Below are 18,061 nucleotides of genomic sequence, written 5' to 3'. Positions count from 1 at the left end.
GTTCAGCCCTTCGAGGTCTTTTGGGCTCTCGGCAATGGCAAGCTGCAGGCGGAAGCGGGTGAGAATGGTCCTGAGATCGTGGCTGACGCCGGAGAGCATCATCGTGCGTTGCTCGATCTGGCGTTCGATGCGCTCGCGCATCTGCAGGAAGGCGAGACCGGCGCGGCGGACTTCGTCGGCGCCGCGCGGCACAAAGGGGTTCCCGGGCTTCTGGCCCTTGCCGAACAGTTCCGCCGCCTTGGTCAGGGCGACGATCGGCCTGATCTGGCCGCGCAGGAAGAGGATGGAGATGATGATCAGCACCAGCGACGTGCCGCCCATCCAGAACAGGAAGATCTGGGTGTTGGACGCATAGGCACGATCGCGGCGGGTAATGATGCTGAGGATGCGGTTGTCGGCGATCTTGATGCGGATTTCCATCGTCCGCGCATCATTGCTGGTATTGATCCAGAAGGGGCGGCTGACCTGGGCATTGATCTGTTCCGATAAAGTCCGATCGAGAATGGAGAACAGCGGGATGGGCTTCGGCGACGGCAGCTTGCTGCCGGATATGATCGCCAGCTTCAAGTCCATGGCGTCGTTGGCGATGCGGATCAGCTCCTTGTCGCTGATCGGCTGTGGCGACGTCTCTGCAAGATCGACCAGGGCGGCCATGTCGCGCGAGACATCGGCGGAGAGCCGTGTGGTCACCATCTGCCAGTGCCGCTCCATGAACACCGCGGCGACGACGATCTGCAGCAGCACCATCGGGATGATGATGATCAGCAGCGAACGCGCGAACAGACCACGCGGCAAATTGCGGCGCATGACGCGGCTGAGCGCGCCATCGCGGTAGATCGAGCGCTGTTCCTCGGGAACGAGGGGACTGCTTTCGATCTCGGAGGTCATCCGTTCTGGTCCAGACAGAGTTTATAGCCGATGCCGCGCACGGTCTGCAGCCAGACCGGGTTTGCCGGGTCATCCTCGATCTTGCGGCGCAGCCGGTTGATCTGCACGTCGATCGTGCGTTCGCCGACATCGACGCCATTGCCGGCAAGCTCGTGGCGGGCAATGGTCTGGCCGGCATTGGCGGCAAAGATCATCATGATCTCCTGTTCGCGTCCGGTGAGCCCGATCAGACCGGACCCTCGGCGCAGTTCTCGCTTGACCAGGGAAAAGTTGAAGGGTCCGAAGATCAGCTGATCGATCTTCGGCTTGGTCGGATTGACGGAACGCTTGAGGATGTTGTTGACCCGGAGAACCAGTTCGCGCGGATCGAAAGGCTTTGCCAGATAATCATCAGCGCCGGCCTCGAGGCCCGCGACGCGTGATTCCGCCTCGCCCAGCGCGGTCAGCAGGATGACTGGGATATTGCGGACTTCTCTCAGCGCCCCGGTCAGTGCGATACCGTTTTCGCCCGGCATCATCACGTCGAGCACCAGGAGGTCGAAATCGAGCCCTTCGAGCTTGCGGCGCGCCTCGGCAGCATCAGCGGAGACGGTGACGCGAAAGCCCTTGCCGGTCAGAAATTTCTGCAGCAGTTCGCGGATTCGCTTGTCGTCGTCGACGATCAAGAGATGCGGTGCATCGTCCAGGAGAGCGGCTTCCTCCGTCATTCTCTGTCTCCCTTGTCGCGCATGCCGCCTAGGAACCGGACGACATCGGCGCGTTTCGCCTCGTCGCCCAGTGCCGCGGCAATGCGGCGTGATTGCGGCCCGGCGAGCGCCAGCGCCAGTTCCCGGCCCGCCTGGGTCGGGTAGAGGCGGCGCTGCCTGCGGTCGTCAGGTCCTTCCTTCTGCCTTATATAGCCCGAATCGATGAGCTGTTTGAGGACCCGGGCCAAAGATTGCTTGGTAATCCTCAACGTATCGAGCAGATCGGCCACCGTCATGCCCGGATCGCGATTGACGAAATGCACGACCCGGTGGTGCGCGCGTCCGAAGCCGCTCTTTTCCAGGATCGCATCCGGATCGGAGATGAAATCGCGATAGGCGAAGAACAGGAGCTCGATGATCTCGAAATCGATATCGCCGTCACCCGTCATCCGCTCGCAGATGACGTCATCCTCGGTCTTTGCTGCGGCCGGCTTTTTCGCCAAGAACGGCTCCTTTGCATTTGAAGGAAATATGTCAGCTTCGTTGACTTAATTTCCAGCCCCTGTTAGCCTGAATCCGATTTTGAAGACAGGAAAAGTTCATCCTGAAGCGATTGCTACACGTTTGATGAACTTTCTTCAAACCCGCACACCCGCCGCCTATATCTTGTGGATGCGCCGGCGCGGGAGTATCACAACGAAAATAGGCGAAGTCGCCGGGAGGTTAAACCATGGCAGTTCCTTTTGACCAGTTGGACGGCGTTATCTGGATGAACGGCGAATTCGTGCCGTGGAAGGATGCGAAGGTCCATGTGCTGACGCATGGCCTGCATTATGCCAGCGCCGTCTTCGAAGGCGAGCGCGCCTATGGCGGCCGGGTGTTCAAGCTGACTGAGCACAATCAGCGTCTGCATGATTCCGCCGCCATCATGGGTTTCAAAATTCCCTATAGCGTCGCCGAACTCGATGCCGCGACGATAGAAACGCTGAAGCGCCAGGGCTTTTCCGATGCCTATGTCCGGCCGATCGCCTGGCGCGGTTCGGAGCAGATGGGCGTGTCGGCGCAGAACAACAAGATCAACGTGGCGATCGCCATCTGGCAGTGGGGCAGCTATTTCAACCCGGCCGAGAAGCTCAAGGGCATCAAGCTCGACCTCGCAGAATACCGCCGCCCCGATCCGATGACGATACCCTGCAAGGCCAAGGCGGCCGGCCTTTACATGATCTGCACCATCTCCAAGCATGCGGCGGAAGCCAAGGGCTATGCCGATGCGATGATGCTCGACTATCGCGGCCGCGTCGCCGAGGCCACCGGCGCCAATATCTTCTTCATCAAGGACGGCGTCATCCATACGCCGGATCCGGATTGCTTCCTCAACGGCATCACCCGCCAGACGGTGATCGAGCTCGCCAAGCGCCGCGGTATCGAAGTGATCGAGCGGCCGATCATGCCGGAGGAACTGACCGAGTTCAGCGAATGCTTCCTGACGGGCTCGGCGGCGGAAGTCACGCCGGTTTCCGAGATCGGCGGCAAGTGGACATTCACGCCCGGCAAGATCAGCGAGACGCTGATGAACGACTATATGAAGGAAGTCTATCCGGCCACGGCGCAGGCCGCCGAATAGACTGTTGCAAAAATATCAGAATTGCGAGGCGGCCTTCACGGGCCGCTTTTTTGTTGATGACTTTCCTGGAACCAGCCTCGCTCAAGCGCATTTGTTTCACAAGTTTCAGCCACCTGTTCCAGAGGTGACATGCCGGCGATACGAACGGGTGTAACAAGAAGGCAAGTTAAGTGGTGACTGCACGCCACATTATCGGACAAGGGAACAAACCAGTGAACATCGACACCGCCATCGAAACCCCGGTATCCATCCGCCTCCGCCCGATCGTTCTACTGGTCGCCGCCGTCAGCCTCTGCGTCGCGATGCTTCTGATCACGACCGCAAGCTTCGGCGCTTCGCCGATCAATTCCATGGAAGTGGCGAGCCTGACCTGAGCTCGTATCCTGGACGGCGCGGCCTTTCCCTGCCGGCCGCGCCGCCCGGTTTCTGCTCAGGCCGCAGCCGGGACTTTGTCGAGGAAGCCGACCACCTTCGTCATCCTGCCATTGTCGTGATGAACGATGTCGCTGCCTTCGATGATCGGTTCAGCACCTTCCGGTCCCAGCCCCCATGAAAAGCGCACCCAGCCATTGTGGCCGTCCGGCCTGCCCTTCAGCGAAAATCGGAAGCCGGGAAAGCGTTCCTGCACGGCGCCGATCATGCCGGACAGCTCAGTCGCATTGCTCGCCGCCATCAGCGGATCGATATAGCTCGCATCGTCAGCCCAATGGCGGGCGAAGAGCTTTTCGCGCTCGGCTGCTTCGATGGCGTTCCAGGTGGCGATATAGTTGCTGGCGATTTCATTGGCTTCGATCATGATATTCTCCTTCATGTCTCTGTTGACGAAGATAGGATCGGCGATCGAGGGAATTGTCTCAATTACCTCTGAGGTAAGTATACCTCTGAGGTAAGCGAAATGCGCATCGCAGGGTGACAACGCCCGCCTGCATCTATATCTCGGGCAGCAAAACGAGAGATAGGACAGTCCGATGCCGCAGCTCCAGGCCGGGATCATTCCGGTGACGCCATTCCAGCAAAACTGCACGGTGCTTTTCGATGCCGGGACGAATGAAGGCGTCATCGTCGATCCGGGCGGTGACGCCGACGTGATCCTGCAGACGATCGGCGAGAACGGCATCACGCTCAAGGAGATCTGGATCACCCACGGCCATCTCGACCATGCCGGCGGCGCGCTCGACCTCAAGCAGGCGCTCGGCATCGACATCATCGGGCCGCACCGCGACGACCTGCCGCTGTTGCAGTCGATGGAAGCCAGCGCCGCGAGATTCGGCGTCACCTCCGGGGTTCGCAACGTCACGCCCGATCGTTTCCTGGAAGAGGGAGAGACGGTGTCCTTCGGCGAGCATGTCTTCGAGGTCTACCACACGCCGGGTCATGCGCCGGGGCATGTCATCTATTTCAATCGCGCGCAGAAATTCGCCCATCTCGGCGACGTGCTGTTCAGCGGCTCGATCGGCCGCACCGACCTGCCGGGGGGCGATCACGGGCAATTGCTGGATTCGATCAGGGACAAGGTGCTGCCGCTCGGCGATGATGTCAGCTTCATCTGCGGCCACGGGCCGGGCAGCACGATTGGCGAGGAGCGGCGGAACAATCCGTTCTTGGCTGGTCTATAAAACGAAGCCCCGCCGGATCGGCAGGGCTTGTAAAGTCAGGAGCGTTTCCGGAACTTACTCGGCTGTGCAGAAGTGCTGCTTGCCGTCGTAACCCGCATAGGTGCCGGTGGTCGAATTAAAGGTGGAGAAGCGCTGCTTGCAGTAATTGCGCCACTTGGCTGTCCATGGCTGGAGGGTGCCCTGTTGTGCCATGTCGGTGTTGCGGTGGGTCACATGCTCCCGCTGCGGACGATCGGGGAAATAACCCTCGTTGTCAGCCTGGTCGTCTATCGGGCCGGTATCATCGGGATCGCCACTGTCCTGGTACTGGTCGTCGGGTGCGGTGCGAACGACATGATGGGCGCGCGGCGGTGCATAATCCGGATCGTCCGGATCCACATTGCCATCGGCCGGGCCGACATATTCGGCGTCCGGGCCGGGATCGCCTTCATCGACATAGACCCTTTCACGCGGCTGTGATAAAGCTTCGCCGACGATCACACCGGCCGTCAGACCGATAATGCCCGCCGCTGCCCAGCGGCCGCGCCAGCCGGGGCCATGGTGATAACGCCAGTAGCGGCCATGGAAGCCGCGGTCACGCCAGCCGGCGGACGACACTTCCACCGTGCTGGCCAAAGTGGCGATCACGGCGACGCCGAGGATAAGGGTTTTGGTGAGTTTTTTCATAGCGATCTTCCCTGCAATGGGCCGGCCATGGGCCAGACTTGGGGAAAATCTAGGGCTCGGCCGATGAATGTCGGCTGAACGGAAAAGGGCAAGTTTGTGGCGGCCGTGTATACCGCGCGGTGTCAATGAAAAGGGCGCCGCCTGCCATTCCGGCAGCGGCGCCGTGTATACACTGCGCCGATCAGGCCTGGATCAGCCGGTGACTTGAAGGTTGACGGCCTTCGGACCCTTGCCGCGGCGGTCCGGCTCGGTGTCGTAGGTAACTTTCTGGTTTTCAGTCAGACCGGTGAGGCCTGAAGCCTGCACGGCGGTAATGTGGACGAAGATGTCGGAACCGCCTTTGTCAGGTTTAATGAAGCCAAAGCCCTTCTCGGCGTTGAAGAACTTTACGGTGCCAGTATCGGCCATGGAATAATTCCCTTTCCTCGCCATCCCCTCATCGGAAGGCATCCTCACTTCTGCAGGCAGATTTCGACTGTAAGGAAAGGTCCTACTATCGTGGTAGTCGGCCGGTTTCCCGTCGTTCCGCCACCCGGAGCTTGTTGCGCCTCCGGCGCGTTATTCTCAAGGTTCTTCCCAGTTGTTCGCAAATTGCCCGAACGCGGACAGAGTGAGGGCATTCCTAATTTTTGGCAAGCAAAACTTTCACGAATGATGCAAATTTAGCACGAAACGTGATCGATTCGCCTGTTCCAAAATGAGAAAAAGTATGGATTTCTTATTACTTTCGCCATTGTTTACAGTCTAGACTTGTTTGGCTGTTGCCTTTGTAAGCTCTGGTACAATTTCCACCATGACCATTGCGGCGAAGATAAGGCCGCACCCGATATAGCCTATGAGCGTGATCCGTTCGCCCAGCAAGAGCGCGCCGAACAATGCGCCAAACAGGGATTCACTGGCGAGAAAGATCGCGGCCTGCGGCGAGGTTGTCCAGCGCTGACCGACGACCTGCAGTGTATAGGCAACACCGGAAGAGAAGACGCCGGCATAGAGGATTTCGGGTGCTGCGTCCCGAAGGCCCGACCAGGTGACCGGCTCGACCGCAATGGCCACCGCGAGGCCGGCGATGCCGCAGATCAGGAACTGGACGGCGGACAGCGTCAGTGGCCTGGCGCTTTCGGAAACGAACATGCCGACAAGCAGAATCTGAGTGGCGAAGCAGACGGCGGAGGCAATCACCCAGAAGTCGCCGATCTTGAGGCGCGTGAGGTCGCCGCCGCTCAGATAATAGATGCCCGCCAGCGCCATCAGCGCCGCCGGCCAGATGATCCAGTGCGGCGCCCTGCGCAAGACGATGACGCTCAGCATCGGCACGATGATCACATAGAGGCCAGTGAGGAAGCTGGTATTGGTGACCGATGTCGTCAGCATGCCGATCTGCTGGGTGACCGCGCCGCCGAAGAGGGCCAGGCCGATCACGCCGAATGTCATCATATCCCGGGGTGCAATCGGCCTTACTGCCTTGCTGTCCTCGCGAATGGCAAACGGCAACACCACGAGGAAGCCGATCACGAACCGCGTGCCGACAAACCACCAGGGACCGATCGACTTCATCGCCAGATTCTGGCTGATGAAGGCCGCGCCCCAAATGGCGGCCGTCAGGAGGAGGGTGAGATTGGCCTGGATACGGGTCATTTTCGTGGATTTTGCTCGGCTGGTTTGTTGGCGAGGCTTACCATTTCGATCAAACCGGGACAATAATTACACGGTTGAAGAATTTTGATGCTTTCATTCAGTTTTGAACATGCCGGCGCGTGGCATGGCATGGCCGGTTGATACCGCGAAAGCCAGTCGTCGCGCATTCATCACTGGCGTGAATGGTCGATGCTGCAATCGGCCTGTTTTCTTCATTGCAGCCGGCGTCGCCGCATGAATAAGATCGAGCCATATCCCGCGTTCCAGGAAACCGCTTCAGCGAGCCGGCACGCATGTAGGTGCAATCGGCCGTTCCGGGTAAAGACGATGACGATCAAATGGAAAATGACGGAGGGCAGGAAGCCGATGTTGAAACTGGTCGAGGGGCGACGCAAGGACGGTTTCGATGGCAGCGACACGGGGCCGGATCAATTCCTATTGGCTTGGCCGGCGTCCAAGTGATGGCAGGCTATTCCGGTACGCCGCTCGGCAAAAAGCTTGGCCTTAAGGACGGCATGCGGGCGCTGCTGCTCGGCGTGCCGGCGCATCTCGACGAAATCTTGGGCTTTCCAGGCTTTGCCGTCGTGGAAACGGCGATGCCGGATAGGCCAAGCCGCGCTTGTGATTACATCCATGTGTTCGAAACGGATCGCGCGCGGCTGGAAAGCCTGGTGCCGGCATTGCGTGCGGGCCTGAAGGCCGATGGCACGTTGTGGATCTCCTGGCCGAAGAAGGCGTCGAAAGTGCCGACGACGGTCACCGAGGACTGTTTGCGTGAGATTTTCCTGCCCGTCGCACTTGTCGATGTGAAGGTCGCGGCGATCGACGAGGTCTGGTCGGGGCTGAAATTCATGTTCCGCAAGGAAGTGCGCAGCAGTCTGTAGCTACTTGGCCCGCGAAATCCTGAGCACCTTGCCGTCATTGGAATCGGTGGTGATCAACAGTGCTCCGTCCGCAGTCGCCTTGATGTCGCGGAGCCGGCCATAGCGACCTTTCAGCATGCGCTCCTCGCCAGTGATCTTGCCGCCGGCATCGCGCGAGATGCGTGCCAGGAGCTGGAATTTCAGCGCCGTCACCAGAAAATCGCCGTCCCATTCCGGAAACATCTTGCCGCGATAGACCGCGAGTGCGCCCGGCGCGATCGACGGGTCCCAATGGTAGAGCGGCTGCTCCATGCCGGCTTTCCTCGTGCCGACGCCGATTTTCGAGCCGTCATAGTTGACGCCATAGGAGATTATCGGCCAGCCGTAATTCTTGCCGGGCTCGGGATGATTGATCTCGTCGCCGCCTTTGGCGCCGTGCTCTACGCTATAGAGCACTCTCGTCTTGGCATCGAATGTGATGCCCTGAGGGTTGCGGTGACCCTTTGACCAGATTTCCGGCCGCGCCTTTTTGCCATCTGCGAACGGATTGTCCCCCGGTATCGAACCATCGCGGTTGATGTGGATGATGGCACCGTGGTCGTCGTGGAAATCCTGGGCGAGGTCCGGGGTAAATTGGTCGCCGATGGTGACGAACATGCTCTTGTCGGGCGCGAAGACAATGCGGGCGCCGAGATTGGCGGGGCGATCCTGCGGGTTGTTCGCGCGAAAAATGGTCTTGATATCGGCTATGCTTTTCTCGTCATCCGCAATCCGGCCGGAGAAAACCGCGATGCCGATCCCGGCATCGTAGTCTTCGGAAGCAGTGAAATAGAGCGTGCGGTCGTCGCCAAAATCCGGAGACAGCGCGACATCGAGGAGCCCACCCTGTCCTTCGGCATGGACTTTGGGCATTCCCTTTATCGGTTTGGAAAGCTTGCCATCGCGCAGGATGCGCAGGTTGCCGGAGCGCTCGGTGATCACGATCGCATTGTCGGGCAGGACTTCGACCGCCCAGGGATGATTGAGACCGGCGGCAAGGGTTTCGATGGAGATCGTCACTTTCTCGGTCTTCACCACTTCCGCAGCCAGGGCGATCAGCGGCGAGCCCGCGATAAAGCCAGCGAGAACAAGGCAATGGAGGTAGAGGCTGCGCGGCATGCTGTTCCCTATGGCGACAATGGTGACGGCAAGTTGAAGCAACAACCGGGCGGCAGCGTGTCAGTTCCGGGAAATACAGTCACATTCGCATTACCGCCGATTGATCGGCGGTGCTCAAATCATCCATGGATGAATTTGGTATCAGCGCGTCCGCTTGCCGAAAGCAGCACCTTTGCGCGCACCCGTATTGAAGCTCGGCACGGCCGTCCTCGGCATGTGGACCTCTGGATTGTAGCGCTCCAGATCGGCGGCCGGTTTGACCACGGTCGCCGCGGCACCGCCCACTTCGGGAAACTCTTCGTTGAACGTCGTCGGCGCCAGTTGCGGGCGAGCCAGGGCATAGCCCTGCAGCAGCGGCACGTCGACCTGCCGGCAGATCTCGACCTGGCGGAGATCTTCCAGTCCTTCGAAGATCGAGAGAATGCCCTGTTCGCCGAAGCTGCGGACGAGATGGCGGAGCAGTGCCAGGCCGGCGGAATTCTCCAGGAAGTCGCGGACCCATTCGGCCTCGAACTTCACATAATCGGGCTTCAACAGGTTGATGCGCTCGCTGTCGCGCTCGTCGGCGCCATATTCGTCGATGGCAATACGGAAACCATGCTGGCGGAAGGCCTGGACGAGGCGGGTCGGCAGTTCGGCGCTTTCGGTGCCGCGGCGTGTCAGCTTGCAGACGATCCGATCAGGGCTCATGCCGGCCTCGTGGGCGGCGAGCCGGATCATCTCGATCTCGCGCGCAATGTCGGCTTCAGCGACGAACAGGCCGGGACGGAAGCTCAGGATCAGCCGGGCATTGCGGCGGCGGAGCGCGCCGGTGTTGAAAATGTGCAGCGTGCGGCAGAGGCTGTCGATCATCATCATGTCAGGCTTGGCGATCTGCGGGAAGAATTCCGCCGGCTGAACCGGGTCGTCGCCACGCATCGGCCGGATCAGGCCTTCGAAGGCCTGGATATCGAGATAGCCTTCCCGATCCTGGCTGAAAATCGGCTGCAAGGCGGAATGCAGCGTGAACGGCCCGTAATCCGCGATCCAGGATCCGTCGTCGTCCTTGCGAAGATTGGAAAATACGCTGTTGCCCGCCATGTCGTCCAATACTCTCCACGCTCGCACAGACACGCAACATTAGCGCGTAAACGTTACTGCTGGCTTAAGTCGGAATTCACAATTGTTAATGTTGAGCATCAAAACAATGCATGTGCCATCGGGCTGCAAGAGCCGGGTTCCGCTTGATCGAGAGCCACCCATCTCCTATAAGGCCCACGCCCGTTTATGACAGCCATTTGAAGGAACAAGAGCATGGCCTTTCTCGCCGACGCGCTCTCCCGCGTGAAGCCCTCCGCAACCATCGCCGTGTCGCAGAAAGCCCGCGAACTCAAGGCGAAAGGCCGCGACGTCATCAGCCTTGGCGCCGGCGAGCCGGATTTCGACACGCCCGACAATATCAAGGATGCGGCAATCGCAGCGATCAAGCGCGGCGAAACGAAGTACACGGCTGTTGCCGGCATTATCGAATTGCGCGAGGCGATCGCGAAAAAATTCAAGCGCGAGAACAATCTCGACTATACCGCCAACCAGGTCATCGTCGGCACCGGCGGCAAGCAGATCCTGTTTAATGCGCTGATGGCAACACTGAACCCGGGCGACGAAGTCGTGATTCCGGCGCCGTATTGGGTGTCCTATCCGGAAATGGTGGCGATTTGCGGCGGCACATCGGTTTTCGTCCCGACGACGATCGAAAGCAAATTCAAGCTGCAGGCGGCCGATCTGGACAAGGCGATCACGCCGAAGACCAAGTGGCTGATCTTCAACTCGCCGTCCAACCCGTCGGGTGCCGCCTATACCCGCGATGAACTGAAGGCGATCACCGACGTGCTCGTCAAGCACCCGCATGTCTGGGTGCTGACCGACGACATGTACGAGCACCTGACTTTCGACGACTTCAAGTTCACCACGCCGGCCGAAGTCGAGCCCAGCCTCTACAATCGCACGCTGACGATGAACGGCGTCTCCAAGTCCTATGCGATGACCGGCTGGCGTATCGGCTATGCTGCCGGCCCGATCGAGCTGATCAAGGCGATGGATATGATCCAGGGCCAGCAGACCTCGGGCACCAATTCGATCGCTCAATGGGCGGCGGTCGAGGCGTTGAACGGTCCGCAAGACTTCATCGAGAAGAACAAGAAAGTCTTCCAGGGCCGTCGCGATCTGGTGGTCTCCATGCTCAACCAGGCCAAGGGCATCAATTGCCCGGTGCCGGAGGGCGCCTTCTACGTCTATCCGTCCTGTGCCGGCCTGATCGGCAAGACCGCGCCTTCGGGCAAGGTGATCGAGACCGACGAGGATTTCGTCTCCGAACTGCTGGAATCGGAAGGTGTTGCCGTGGTGCATGGTTCGGCCTTCGGCCTCGGCCCGAACTTCCGCATCTCCTATGCGACCTCGGAAACGCTGCTTGAAGACGCCTGCAGCCGCATCCAGCGCTTCTGCGCCGCCTGCCGCTGACGAGCTTTTAGCTGCGACAAACTGTAGCCGCTACTGGGATACCGGTGGCGGCTTTTGTTTTGCGTTGCTGTCGTTGGCTGAGGGTGATCACGGTTATTGGTGAGAAAATGCTAAGGATAGCTTAGTGTTTTATGGAAAAGCGCGAAACCGGTGATCAAGTGATTACAGTATTTATGGGGAGAGGTCGCAGTTTTAGATTGTGAATATTCGGTTAAAAATGGCGCCTATTTTTGATTTCCTGGGCGGCTCGCCTGCCGATATCGGCAGGAGGTACGCTTTCTTAGGAATATACTTTCAGTTAAAAAGATAAAAAATCATAGATTTGCCTGCCGCGTTGATCCCGCGACTGCGGTGATAGCGCTGGAAGCGGCGTGAAATCAGTATATTAGCGCTACTTGCTTTGACGGATAGGGCAAATCACTTTAATTTGGCTGTGTTCCCGACGCCAAAGTGCCGGGAACAGACCATCGCTCGTGACGGTGTCACGCAAGAGCGGATGGATTCTTCGGTTCGGGGCAGCCCTGTCCTTCGTATCCGGCATGAGGCCGGATTATCGGGCTGACACCGCAGCAAACCTCCCTCGATTTCCGTCACCCGCTGGGCAAAGCGGCGAACACATGATTGATCCCTTGAAGGAGGGTTTGGATGAGCAGCGTATCATCTGCGGGCGGCAATGCGTATTACTATACGTTGCAGCAAAACGCATTCAAAAAGCTGGATACCGACGGCAACGGCACGCTGGACCAGAACGAGGTCGACGCGGGCAAGCCGAAGACCGTGACCAATGACCAGGCGACCAAGATCTACAACAACATGGACACCGACAAGTCCGGTACCGTGACACAGGATGAATTCATCAAGGGCACGACCACCGGCGGCGGCGTGGGGCTGATCAACCAGCTTCCGACCGATGCGATCGACGTGCTCTTGAAACTGCAGCAGGGTGGGGCGCTCACCCAGGCCGCGCCGGCCGAAGCCGACGACAGCCAGGGCGGAAGCAATGGCGGCAGCGGCGGCGGTTCCGGTTCGGGCGGCAGCCAGACATTCGATCCGCTCGACACGAACAAGGATGGCATCGTTTCCGAACAGGAATTCCTTGCCGCGCATCCTGAAGACGCGCCGAAGAGCGCCTCCGATACGTCCTCTTCATCTGATGCTTCAAAGACGTCCACCGCAGGCGGCCAGTCGAGTTCTTCAGACCCGAATTCGACGGCAACGGAAAGCCGGCAGCAGCAGGAACAGGAGCAGGCGCTTGCCATGCTCAACACGCCGCCGCGGCTGATGGGGCCGGATTTCTTCGACTCGTTCAATGACACGTCGGGCATGAGTAGCCTGGCCTCGATGTTCGGCAACTCGGGCAGCAATCAGAACGGAGCGTCGAATATCTTCCAGCTGCTCGAAAACGAGCAGAATGGCGGAGCGTCGGCGGCAAGCCTGCTCTGACGATTTGCCAACAAAGGTTGCAAAGGGGCGGGGATAGACTCGCCCTTTTGTTGTGTGTCAGAATCGGCTCAATGGCTGAAAATGAAATCGTCGGCCGACAATTGACCGAGCCAGGCATGGCGGATGAACAGCGTATCGCCGCCGCCGCAATCGATCATCACATCCGGTCCGATCTGGTCGGCGTGGCTGACGACGTCGTCGAAGTTCTTGAGGCTGTCGAGATGGGAGAAATCGACGCGATCGCCGTCGAAGAAGCCGCGGATCGTGTCGTGGCCGTATCCGGTCTTGAAGACGAAGGTGTCCTTGCCGTCGCCACCGATCAACAGGTCGTCACCGCGGCCGCCGTCGAGCCGGTCATTGCCGCCGCCGGCATTGATCGTGTCCTTGCCGCCCTTGCCGTGGAATATTTCAGCATCATCCTTGCCGGTCAGGGTATCGTCGTGCTTGGTGCCGTCAATCTCCGGCTCCGGAATGATGATCGGGATAAAGTGGGCGCTGTCGGGAGCCGCATTCGACACCGGCTTGAAGACGCGCTGCATGACGGCGCCTTTGTCGCCGTCGATATCATAGGACTGCCACTCGATGACGAAGCCGCCATGTTTAAGGGCAGTCACCGACGGATCGAGCTGTTCGCTGTTGGTGTGCTGGTTGACGCGGAATTCCTTGCCGTCCTTCGATCCGTCCGCGTGGTAGACCTGGGTATAGATGCCGCCGGTATTGCCATCCTGATTGTCCGATTGCCAGGTCACCACCCAACCGCCATTCGAAAGGGCGGCGATGTCAGGCGCCTGCTGGTCGAGGGCTGTGTGGGTGTTGACCCGCTTCTCACCGCCGATCTTGTCGCCGTCGATGTCGAAATGCTGCTGGTAGATGCCGTAGCCGCTGCCATCCTGGTCCTGGCTGTCCCAGGCGACCACATAGCTGCCGTCGGCAAGGCTGGTGACGGTCGAGTGGTATTGGTTGCCGGCGGTATGCGTGTTGACCCGCATTTCGTCGCCCGCCGGCGTGCCGTCGGCATTATAGGCCTGGCGATAGATGCCGCTGAAATCGTTCTGGTGGCCGTAGGACGACCAGGTGACGATCCAGCCGCCATTTTTCAGTGCAGCGACATCGGCATCGAATTGATCCGAGGCCGCGACGGTATTGACTGTCACCTCTCCGCCAAGCGGCTTGCCGTTCTTGCCATAGGCGCGCTGGTGGATGTCGAAATTGTCGCCGTGATCGGACTGCGTCTGCCAGGTCACCACCCAGCCGCCGTCCTTCAAAGCTGTCACCGCTGAATGTGACTGTTCGCCGGCGGTTTCGGTGTTGACACGTGTCTCGCCGCCGAGCCGCTTGCCGTCTGCGCCGTAAGCCTGCTGGTAAATTTCGAACGAGGTTGCGAATTTGTCGCGCGAGGACCAGGTTTCAACCCATCCGCCATTCGGCAAGGCGGTGATCGCCGGCTCGAACTGGACATCGGCGGTGGTGGTGCTTACATGTTTCTCGCCGCCATGTTTGCTGCCGTCGGCATCGTAGCGCTGTTGGTAGACGCCATCCTGATCGCCGTCTTCGCCTTCGGAAGCCCAGGTGATGAGCCAGCCGCCATCCTTGAGTGCCGCGACGGCTGGCATGTGCTGGTCGCCTAGCGTATAGCTGTTGACGCGTGTTTCCTTGCCGCCTTTGTAAGCCATGGCGCTCTCCAGTTGTTTGCGGGCGCATCGCTGTGCGCCCTACTTGACCGGATAACGAGCTTGGAAGCCGTATTATTTGCGGCATTCAAAAATAATATTCGTTGTTATGTCGATCTGCTGCGAAATCAGCTCGAAGCAATGGGGCAAAAGAGGGAAATTTGGGCAAAAAAAGAGGGCCACGAGAAATCTCGGGCCCTTATAGGTGTGAAGGTAATTTAAACCTCCAGAGGGGAACAGCTGATACGGCGGCACTGGGAGGAAAACCGCCATGTGCATCAGCTGAGGGAAATATGGTGGTTTTTTGTGCATTGCGCAAGGAGTTTAGGCGCATGACAGGTATGCAATTGGTGCATGCTGTATGTGATATATCAATAAGTGATTGTTTCAATGAAGTAATTTTGTGCTTTGAGGCACGTCATTCAGGCTTGCTGGCTAAACAATTTTGTTCGTGTACGTGCTAATTTCTGCGCAGGCCTTGAAAAGTCACATTCGCAGCACCTGTCGGAAAATCAAGTTGTGCGCTCTGGCGACGATCGAATCATAGGGAAGTTTGAGCTTTGGGGCGCTCTCAGGTTCGTTCAGATAGCGGAAATTGGCGCCGAGGACAGCATATCGGCATGAATGATGAGTTGCATCCAGCCAGATTGCTTTGGCGACGGCGCGCTCCCTGCGGGCCTGATATCCAGCGCCGTTTAAGCCATAGACGCTTCTATTTGATCGGGAAAGGCTCTAATGCTGTCGCCGTTTGCCAAGGTGAACACCGTGCCGACAAGGAGCGTCAAGCCACCGTGCATAGCAGACTGTTTCAAGCCCGGCAGTGGACACACCGGTTTATCAAATATCTCATTCTCAGGCCAAAACCCTGGCAGGATGAAGGATTGCGTGGCGCCAACGTCGTCGTGGTCGGCTCGGCGCCGGTCGCGACCAAGCCGGTCGGTCTCGACGACAGCTACCGGATCGTTACGATCAATGCGTCCCAGCATTCCCTGCGGGGATGGGATGTGTCGGACCCCTATGCGACGATCATGATGTTCAATCAGATCGACGGCACCAATACCAATGCCAGCGAGGTCCGCCGCGTGCTTTCGGGCGAACGCACCGGCAATCTCTATCTCATGCTTTGGCGCCATGGCCGTCCACGGGCGGAGGCCGGGCTCAAGGCTATGGGCTACAGCTATGCCAACCTGACCCTGATCGACCGTTACCGGCGTGTCGCCCTGGTGCGCACCGTCACCGGCGAACTCAATTTCGAGCTCGACGCCTCGACCAAATATTCGAATGGTATCATCGCCGTTCTCCTGGCGCTGCACAGCGGCGCCCGTGCGGTGATCCTCTCCGGCATCAATCCCAATTCGACCGGGCATGTCTATAATGCCGAAAACCTCGAGCGCAAGCATGTCGGCAAGGACAGCGCCATGCTCAAGCAATTGATGGCGATGGGCATGCCGATCTATACCGCCGATCCCGCCGTTGCCGGGGATTTTGGTCTGCCATTGTGGAAGGGTTAGCCGCCAGCCTTCTTGTCAGCCTGCTTGGCAAGATGGCGCTGCTTGCGGGTCTTCGGCTTCAGGCTGGCGAAGAAATTGTAGACGCTCCGCTCAAGCTTGGTGATCGACATCAGCTTGTCGATCTGCTGGTTGGCGTCGTCGAGCCGCCTTGCGAGCACTTCATTGGCCTCGGCCAGGATTTCGACCGGCGCGACATCCGGCATCGCCTTCATCAGCGTTTCGATCGGTGTGGCCTCGTAACGGCCTAGCATGGTGATATCGCCGCGCCGGGCGCGAACGGCGAGATAGATCTGCTCGAAATTCCAGTCGTGGACGTCGAACACTTTCCATTTGTCGCTGCGCTTGGCCGAAAATCCGGCCAGCACCACCTTGCCAGGCAGGCCGAGGCCCAGCAGCCACAAGGTCAGCGCAAAGCCGCTGGTGGCGAATTTCCCTGACGGATAGGTCTGGCCGAGGATATCGCGGAGGTCGAGATGCCGGACCGTGGCGCCGTTGAAGGCGGAGGCCGGGCTCAGCGTCTCGGAGCCATCGACGCGGACATTGACGATGCCGAGAAAGCGATCCGTCTGGAAAAATTTGAGCACGTCAGCCACTTCGCGACGATGAACGATATTGGCGCCCATCGTGCCGCTGCGCGAGATCAGCAGGCAAGGCGCATCGAAGCCGGCATCGAGTACCTTGTAGACTTTGTTGAAGAACACGAACAGCGTCGTGGACGGGTATGTCTGGCGCAACTGCTCCGGCTGGGCCGCCTCGCTATTGCCGATCAGGACGATATGCGAATAAGGCGAAAAGAAAGCCCGCCATTCCTCAAGCGATGAAAAGCGAAAATCCTGGCTCCGGTCTGGGGTCATTGGCTAAGGCCATTCCGGGCCAGAGACACGGCTTTCACCCGCTGCTTGAAATAGGATCGCGCCTGCGCCTCGCGCGGCGAATTGATGATCCGCGTGCCGGCGTAGCGCAGGAAGTCGCCGAGGTCACGGGTGAAGCTGCGCCCGGCGCAAAAATCCTTCCACGGCGTCCGCACCAGGGCTTCATAATAGAAGCGAACGAAAGCCCTGTGGCTCCAGTTGCGTGAGGTCTGCCACGGCTTGCGGCGGCCGGTGAAATGGAAGATCGTCGGCCGTTCGACAAAGGACGCAATGCCGGTCTGGGTATTCCAGCGATGTTCGAGCGGCAGCCACCGTCCCTGGAAGACGATGTTCAGCACATCCTGGTCGTTGGCCTCGAAGGTGCGGGTAGGGTCGGACAGCAGGTCGCGGGTTTGCGCCAGCACATTCTCGGCCAGGCATCGCTGCCAGTCGAACAGCAGTACGCCGGCGTTGAAATAGAGCGGGCCATAGGCGAGGCCGAGCTGACTTTCGCGCCGCTCCGCCTTTTCCGGAAAGGCCATGAGATAGTCTTCGACCGCACCCAGCAGATTGCCGCCGAGATCCACGCTCCAAAGCGGGTCGATCGGCGCATCGACCAGAACGTCGGCATCGACATAGAGCAGACGGTCGAGGTCGGCGGGTAGGAGCCCATCCATGAACAGCCGCGCCAGTGTGGCCTTCGACCAGCGGCCCTTGGTTTCCCGCAGTGTTTCGGGGGCGCTATAGGCGACGATCTCGATGGTGACGCCGTTCTGGCGGCCGAACAGGGCGACGCGCTCGATATCTTCCGCCGTCAGGTCAATGCCGATCAGGTAATAATGGGTTGCCGGCGCCGCATTGTGGCGGGCGATGGACAGCAGGGCGCAGCAGGCGGCCGGCAGCATGTTGATATCCGAACATGTGACAACGGCACATCTTGACATTCAACCCGAA

20 protein-coding genes are annotated in these 18,061 nt (G+C 59.4%); 8 read left to right on the top strand and 12 right to left on the bottom strand.

The genetic code is table 11. The features are described from left to right. From AC1D06_RS20400 to AC1D06_RS20390, 3 genes are all read right to left on the bottom strand, one after another. On the bottom strand, positions 1–807 hold an 807-nt coding region (locus tag AC1D06_RS20400), incomplete at its 3' end, for a sensor histidine kinase (protein WP_477987663.1). A 77-nt stretch (positions 808–884) separates the two neighbouring features. Continuing rightward, on the bottom strand, positions 885–1,595 hold the full coding sequence (locus AC1D06_RS20395) for a response regulator (protein ID WP_477875634.1): 711 nt from the start codon (positions 1,593–1,595) through the stop codon (positions 885–887). After that, positions 1,592–2,023 (bottom strand): MarR family winged helix-turn-helix transcriptional regulator, encoded by a 432-nt coding sequence (locus tag AC1D06_RS20390; RefSeq protein ID WP_477875669.1) that lies wholly within the window; start codon positions 2,021–2,023, stop codon positions 1,592–1,594. The genes AC1D06_RS20395 and AC1D06_RS20390 overlap by 4 nt, the downstream gene beginning before the upstream one ends. Positions 2,024–2,304: 281 nt before the next feature. Between AC1D06_RS20390 and AC1D06_RS20385 the strand changes: the two genes are divergently transcribed. Beyond that, positions 2,305–3,198 (top strand): branched-chain amino acid aminotransferase, encoded by an 894-nt coding sequence (locus tag AC1D06_RS20385; protein ID WP_477875635.1) that lies wholly within the window; start codon positions 2,305–2,307, stop codon positions 3,196–3,198. Positions 3,199–3,410: 212 nt separating this feature from the next. Then, the gene (locus tag AC1D06_RS20380; RefSeq protein WP_477875636.1) at positions 3,411–3,572 is read left to right on the top strand and encodes a hypothetical protein; all 162 of its coding nucleotides are present in this window, start codon (positions 3,411–3,413) and stop codon (positions 3,570–3,572) included. A 56-nt stretch (positions 3,573–3,628) separates the two neighbouring features. On the opposite strand, the gene AC1D06_RS20375 is transcribed toward AC1D06_RS20380, so the two are convergent. Then, positions 3,629–3,994, bottom strand: a complete 366-nt coding sequence (locus tag AC1D06_RS20375) for a nuclear transport factor 2 family protein (RefSeq protein ID WP_477875637.1) — start codon at positions 3,992–3,994, stop codon at positions 3,629–3,631. A gap of 172 nt (positions 3,995–4,166) precedes the next feature. Between AC1D06_RS20375 and AC1D06_RS20370 the strand changes: the two genes are divergently transcribed. Then, positions 4,167–4,814: an MBL fold metallo-hydrolase gene (locus AC1D06_RS20370; RefSeq protein ID WP_477875638.1), complete on the top strand. Its 648-nt coding sequence runs from the start codon at positions 4,167–4,169 to the stop codon at positions 4,812–4,814. Positions 4,815–4,868: 54 nt separating this feature from the next. On the opposite strand, the gene AC1D06_RS20365 is transcribed toward AC1D06_RS20370, so the two are convergent. The 3 genes from AC1D06_RS20365 to AC1D06_RS20355 all read right to left on the bottom strand — a co-directional run bounded on the left by AC1D06_RS20365 (position 4,869) and on the right by AC1D06_RS20355 (position 7,115). Beyond that, entirely contained in the window at positions 4,869–5,480 is a 612-nt protein-coding gene (locus AC1D06_RS20365; RefSeq protein WP_477875639.1) for a BA14K family protein, read from the bottom strand. A gap of 192 nt (positions 5,481–5,672) precedes the next feature. Beyond that, positions 5,673–5,888, bottom strand: a complete 216-nt coding sequence (locus tag AC1D06_RS20360) for a cold-shock protein (protein WP_477875640.1) — start codon at positions 5,886–5,888, stop codon at positions 5,673–5,675. Positions 5,889–6,224: 336 nt separating this feature from the next. Next, positions 6,225–7,115 carry a DMT family transporter gene (locus AC1D06_RS20355; protein ID WP_477987660.1) on the bottom strand — a complete coding sequence of 297 codons (891 nt, stop codon included), beginning with the start codon at positions 7,113–7,115 and terminating at the stop codon, positions 6,225–6,227. 327 nt (positions 7,116–7,442) lie between these two features. Here AC1D06_RS20355 and AC1D06_RS20350 point away from each other — a divergent pair, with 327 nt between their 5' ends. Beyond that, positions 7,443–7,577 carry a hypothetical protein gene (locus AC1D06_RS20350; RefSeq protein WP_477875642.1) on the top strand — a complete coding sequence of 45 codons (135 nt, stop codon included), beginning with the start codon at positions 7,443–7,445 and terminating at the stop codon, positions 7,575–7,577. After that, entirely contained in the window at positions 7,577–7,999 is a 423-nt protein-coding gene (locus tag AC1D06_RS20345; RefSeq protein ID WP_477987659.1) for a hypothetical protein, read from the top strand. The genes AC1D06_RS20350 and AC1D06_RS20345 overlap by 1 nt, the downstream gene beginning before the upstream one ends. On the opposite strand, the gene AC1D06_RS20340 is transcribed toward AC1D06_RS20345, so the two are convergent. Beyond that, positions 8,000–9,136 carry a PQQ-dependent sugar dehydrogenase gene (locus AC1D06_RS20340; protein WP_477987658.1) on the bottom strand — a complete coding sequence of 379 codons (1,137 nt, stop codon included), beginning with the start codon at positions 9,134–9,136 and terminating at the stop codon, positions 8,000–8,002. 141 nt (positions 9,137–9,277) lie between these two features. Next, positions 9,278–10,216 carry an EAL domain-containing protein gene (locus tag AC1D06_RS20335; protein ID WP_477987657.1) on the bottom strand — a complete coding sequence of 313 codons (939 nt, stop codon included), beginning with the start codon at positions 10,214–10,216 and terminating at the stop codon, positions 9,278–9,280. Positions 10,217–10,429: 213 nt separating this feature from the next. Between AC1D06_RS20335 and AC1D06_RS20330 the strand changes: the two genes are divergently transcribed. Together AC1D06_RS20330 and AC1D06_RS20325 are read left to right on the top strand one after the other, a co-directional pair. Beyond that, positions 10,430–11,632, top strand: coding sequence for a pyridoxal phosphate-dependent aminotransferase (locus tag AC1D06_RS20330; protein ID WP_477987656.1), 1,203 nt, complete (start codon positions 10,430–10,432; stop codon positions 11,630–11,632). Positions 11,633–12,277: 645 nt separating this feature from the next. Further along, positions 12,278–13,075 (top strand): EF-hand domain-containing protein, encoded by a 798-nt coding sequence (locus AC1D06_RS20325; RefSeq protein ID WP_477987655.1) that lies wholly within the window; start codon positions 12,278–12,280, stop codon positions 13,073–13,075. 68 nt (positions 13,076–13,143) lie between these two features. Here AC1D06_RS20325 and AC1D06_RS20320 read toward each other — a convergent pair whose 3' ends face one another. Next, positions 13,144–14,748, bottom strand: a complete 1,605-nt coding sequence (locus AC1D06_RS20320; RefSeq protein WP_477987654.1) for a calcium-binding protein — start codon at positions 14,746–14,748, stop codon at positions 13,144–13,146. 878 nt (positions 14,749–15,626) lie between these two features. Here AC1D06_RS20320 and AC1D06_RS20315 point away from each other — a divergent pair. Next, entirely contained in the window at positions 15,627–16,256 is a 630-nt protein-coding gene (locus AC1D06_RS20315; RefSeq protein WP_477987652.1) for a membrane-anchored protein, read from the top strand. Here the strand turns inward: AC1D06_RS20315 and AC1D06_RS20310 are convergent. Both AC1D06_RS20310 and AC1D06_RS20305 read right to left on the bottom strand, forming a co-directional pair. Continuing rightward, positions 16,253–17,110, bottom strand: coding sequence for a 3-deoxy-manno-octulosonate cytidylyltransferase (locus tag AC1D06_RS20310; protein WP_477987651.1), 858 nt, complete (start codon positions 17,108–17,110; stop codon positions 16,253–16,255). The genes AC1D06_RS20315 and AC1D06_RS20310 overlap by 4 nt on opposite strands. Then, positions 17,107–18,051, bottom strand: coding sequence for a glycosyltransferase family 8 protein (locus AC1D06_RS20305; RefSeq protein ID WP_477987649.1), 945 nt, complete (start codon positions 18,049–18,051; stop codon positions 17,107–17,109). The genes AC1D06_RS20310 and AC1D06_RS20305 overlap by 4 nt, the downstream gene beginning before the upstream one ends. Between the last annotated feature and the right edge of the window lie 10 nt (positions 18,052–18,061).

The sequence above is a fragment of the Rhizobium sp. P2_G2 genome (assembly GCF_056403555.1).
The sequence above is the reverse complement of the archived record's forward strand: the minus strand, read 5'-3'. Positions and strand labels throughout refer to the sequence as shown.

What these genes read in the sequence shown, in the direction of transcription:
- AC1D06_RS20310 (WP_477987651.1), bottom strand. Translation starts at nt 17,110, where the DNA reads ATGACCCCAGACCGGAGCCAGGATTTTCGCTTTTCATCGCTTGAGGAA.
- AC1D06_RS20350 (WP_477875642.1), top strand. Translation starts at nt 7,443, where the DNA reads ATGACGATCAAATGGAAAATGACGGAGGGCAGGAAGCCGATGTTGAAA.
- AC1D06_RS20375 (WP_477875637.1), bottom strand. Translation starts at nt 3,994, where the DNA reads ATGATCGAAGCCAATGAAATCGCCAGCAACTATATCGCCACCTGGAAC.
- AC1D06_RS20390 (WP_477875669.1), bottom strand. Translation starts at nt 2,023, where the DNA reads ATGACGGGTGACGGCGATATCGATTTCGAGATCATCGAGCTCCTGTTC.
- AC1D06_RS20320 (WP_477987654.1), bottom strand. Translation starts at nt 14,748, where the DNA reads ATGGCTTACAAAGGCGGCAAGGAAACACGCGTCAACAGCTATACGCTA.
- AC1D06_RS20305 (WP_477987649.1), bottom strand. Translation starts at nt 18,051, where the DNA reads ATGTCAAGATGTGCCGTTGTCACATGTTCGGATATCAACATGCTGCCG.
- AC1D06_RS20370 (WP_477875638.1), top strand. Translation starts at nt 4,167, where the DNA reads ATGCCGCAGCTCCAGGCCGGGATCATTCCGGTGACGCCATTCCAGCAA.
- AC1D06_RS20395 (WP_477875634.1), bottom strand. Translation starts at nt 1,595, where the DNA reads ATGACGGAGGAAGCCGCTCTCCTGGACGATGCACCGCATCTCTTGATC.
- AC1D06_RS20365 (WP_477875639.1), bottom strand. Translation starts at nt 5,480, where the DNA reads ATGAAAAAACTCACCAAAACCCTTATCCTCGGCGTCGCCGTGATCGCC.
- AC1D06_RS20340 (WP_477987658.1), bottom strand. Translation starts at nt 9,136, where the DNA reads ATGCCGCGCAGCCTCTACCTCCATTGCCTTGTTCTCGCTGGCTTTATC.
- AC1D06_RS20385 (WP_477875635.1), top strand. Translation starts at nt 2,305, where the DNA reads ATGGCAGTTCCTTTTGACCAGTTGGACGGCGTTATCTGGATGAACGGC.
- AC1D06_RS20355 (WP_477987660.1), bottom strand. Translation starts at nt 7,115, where the DNA reads ATGACCCGTATCCAGGCCAATCTCACCCTCCTCCTGACGGCCGCCATT.
- AC1D06_RS20345 (WP_477987659.1), top strand. Translation starts at nt 7,577, where the DNA reads ATGGCAGGCTATTCCGGTACGCCGCTCGGCAAAAAGCTTGGCCTTAAG.
- AC1D06_RS20335 (WP_477987657.1), bottom strand. Translation starts at nt 10,216, where the DNA reads ATGGCGGGCAACAGCGTATTTTCCAATCTTCGCAAGGACGACGACGGA.
- AC1D06_RS20360 (WP_477875640.1), bottom strand. Translation starts at nt 5,888, where the DNA reads ATGGCCGATACTGGCACCGTAAAGTTCTTCAACGCCGAGAAGGGCTTT.
- AC1D06_RS20330 (WP_477987656.1), top strand. Translation starts at nt 10,430, where the DNA reads ATGGCCTTTCTCGCCGACGCGCTCTCCCGCGTGAAGCCCTCCGCAACC.
- AC1D06_RS20325 (WP_477987655.1), top strand. Translation starts at nt 12,278, where the DNA reads ATGAGCAGCGTATCATCTGCGGGCGGCAATGCGTATTACTATACGTTG.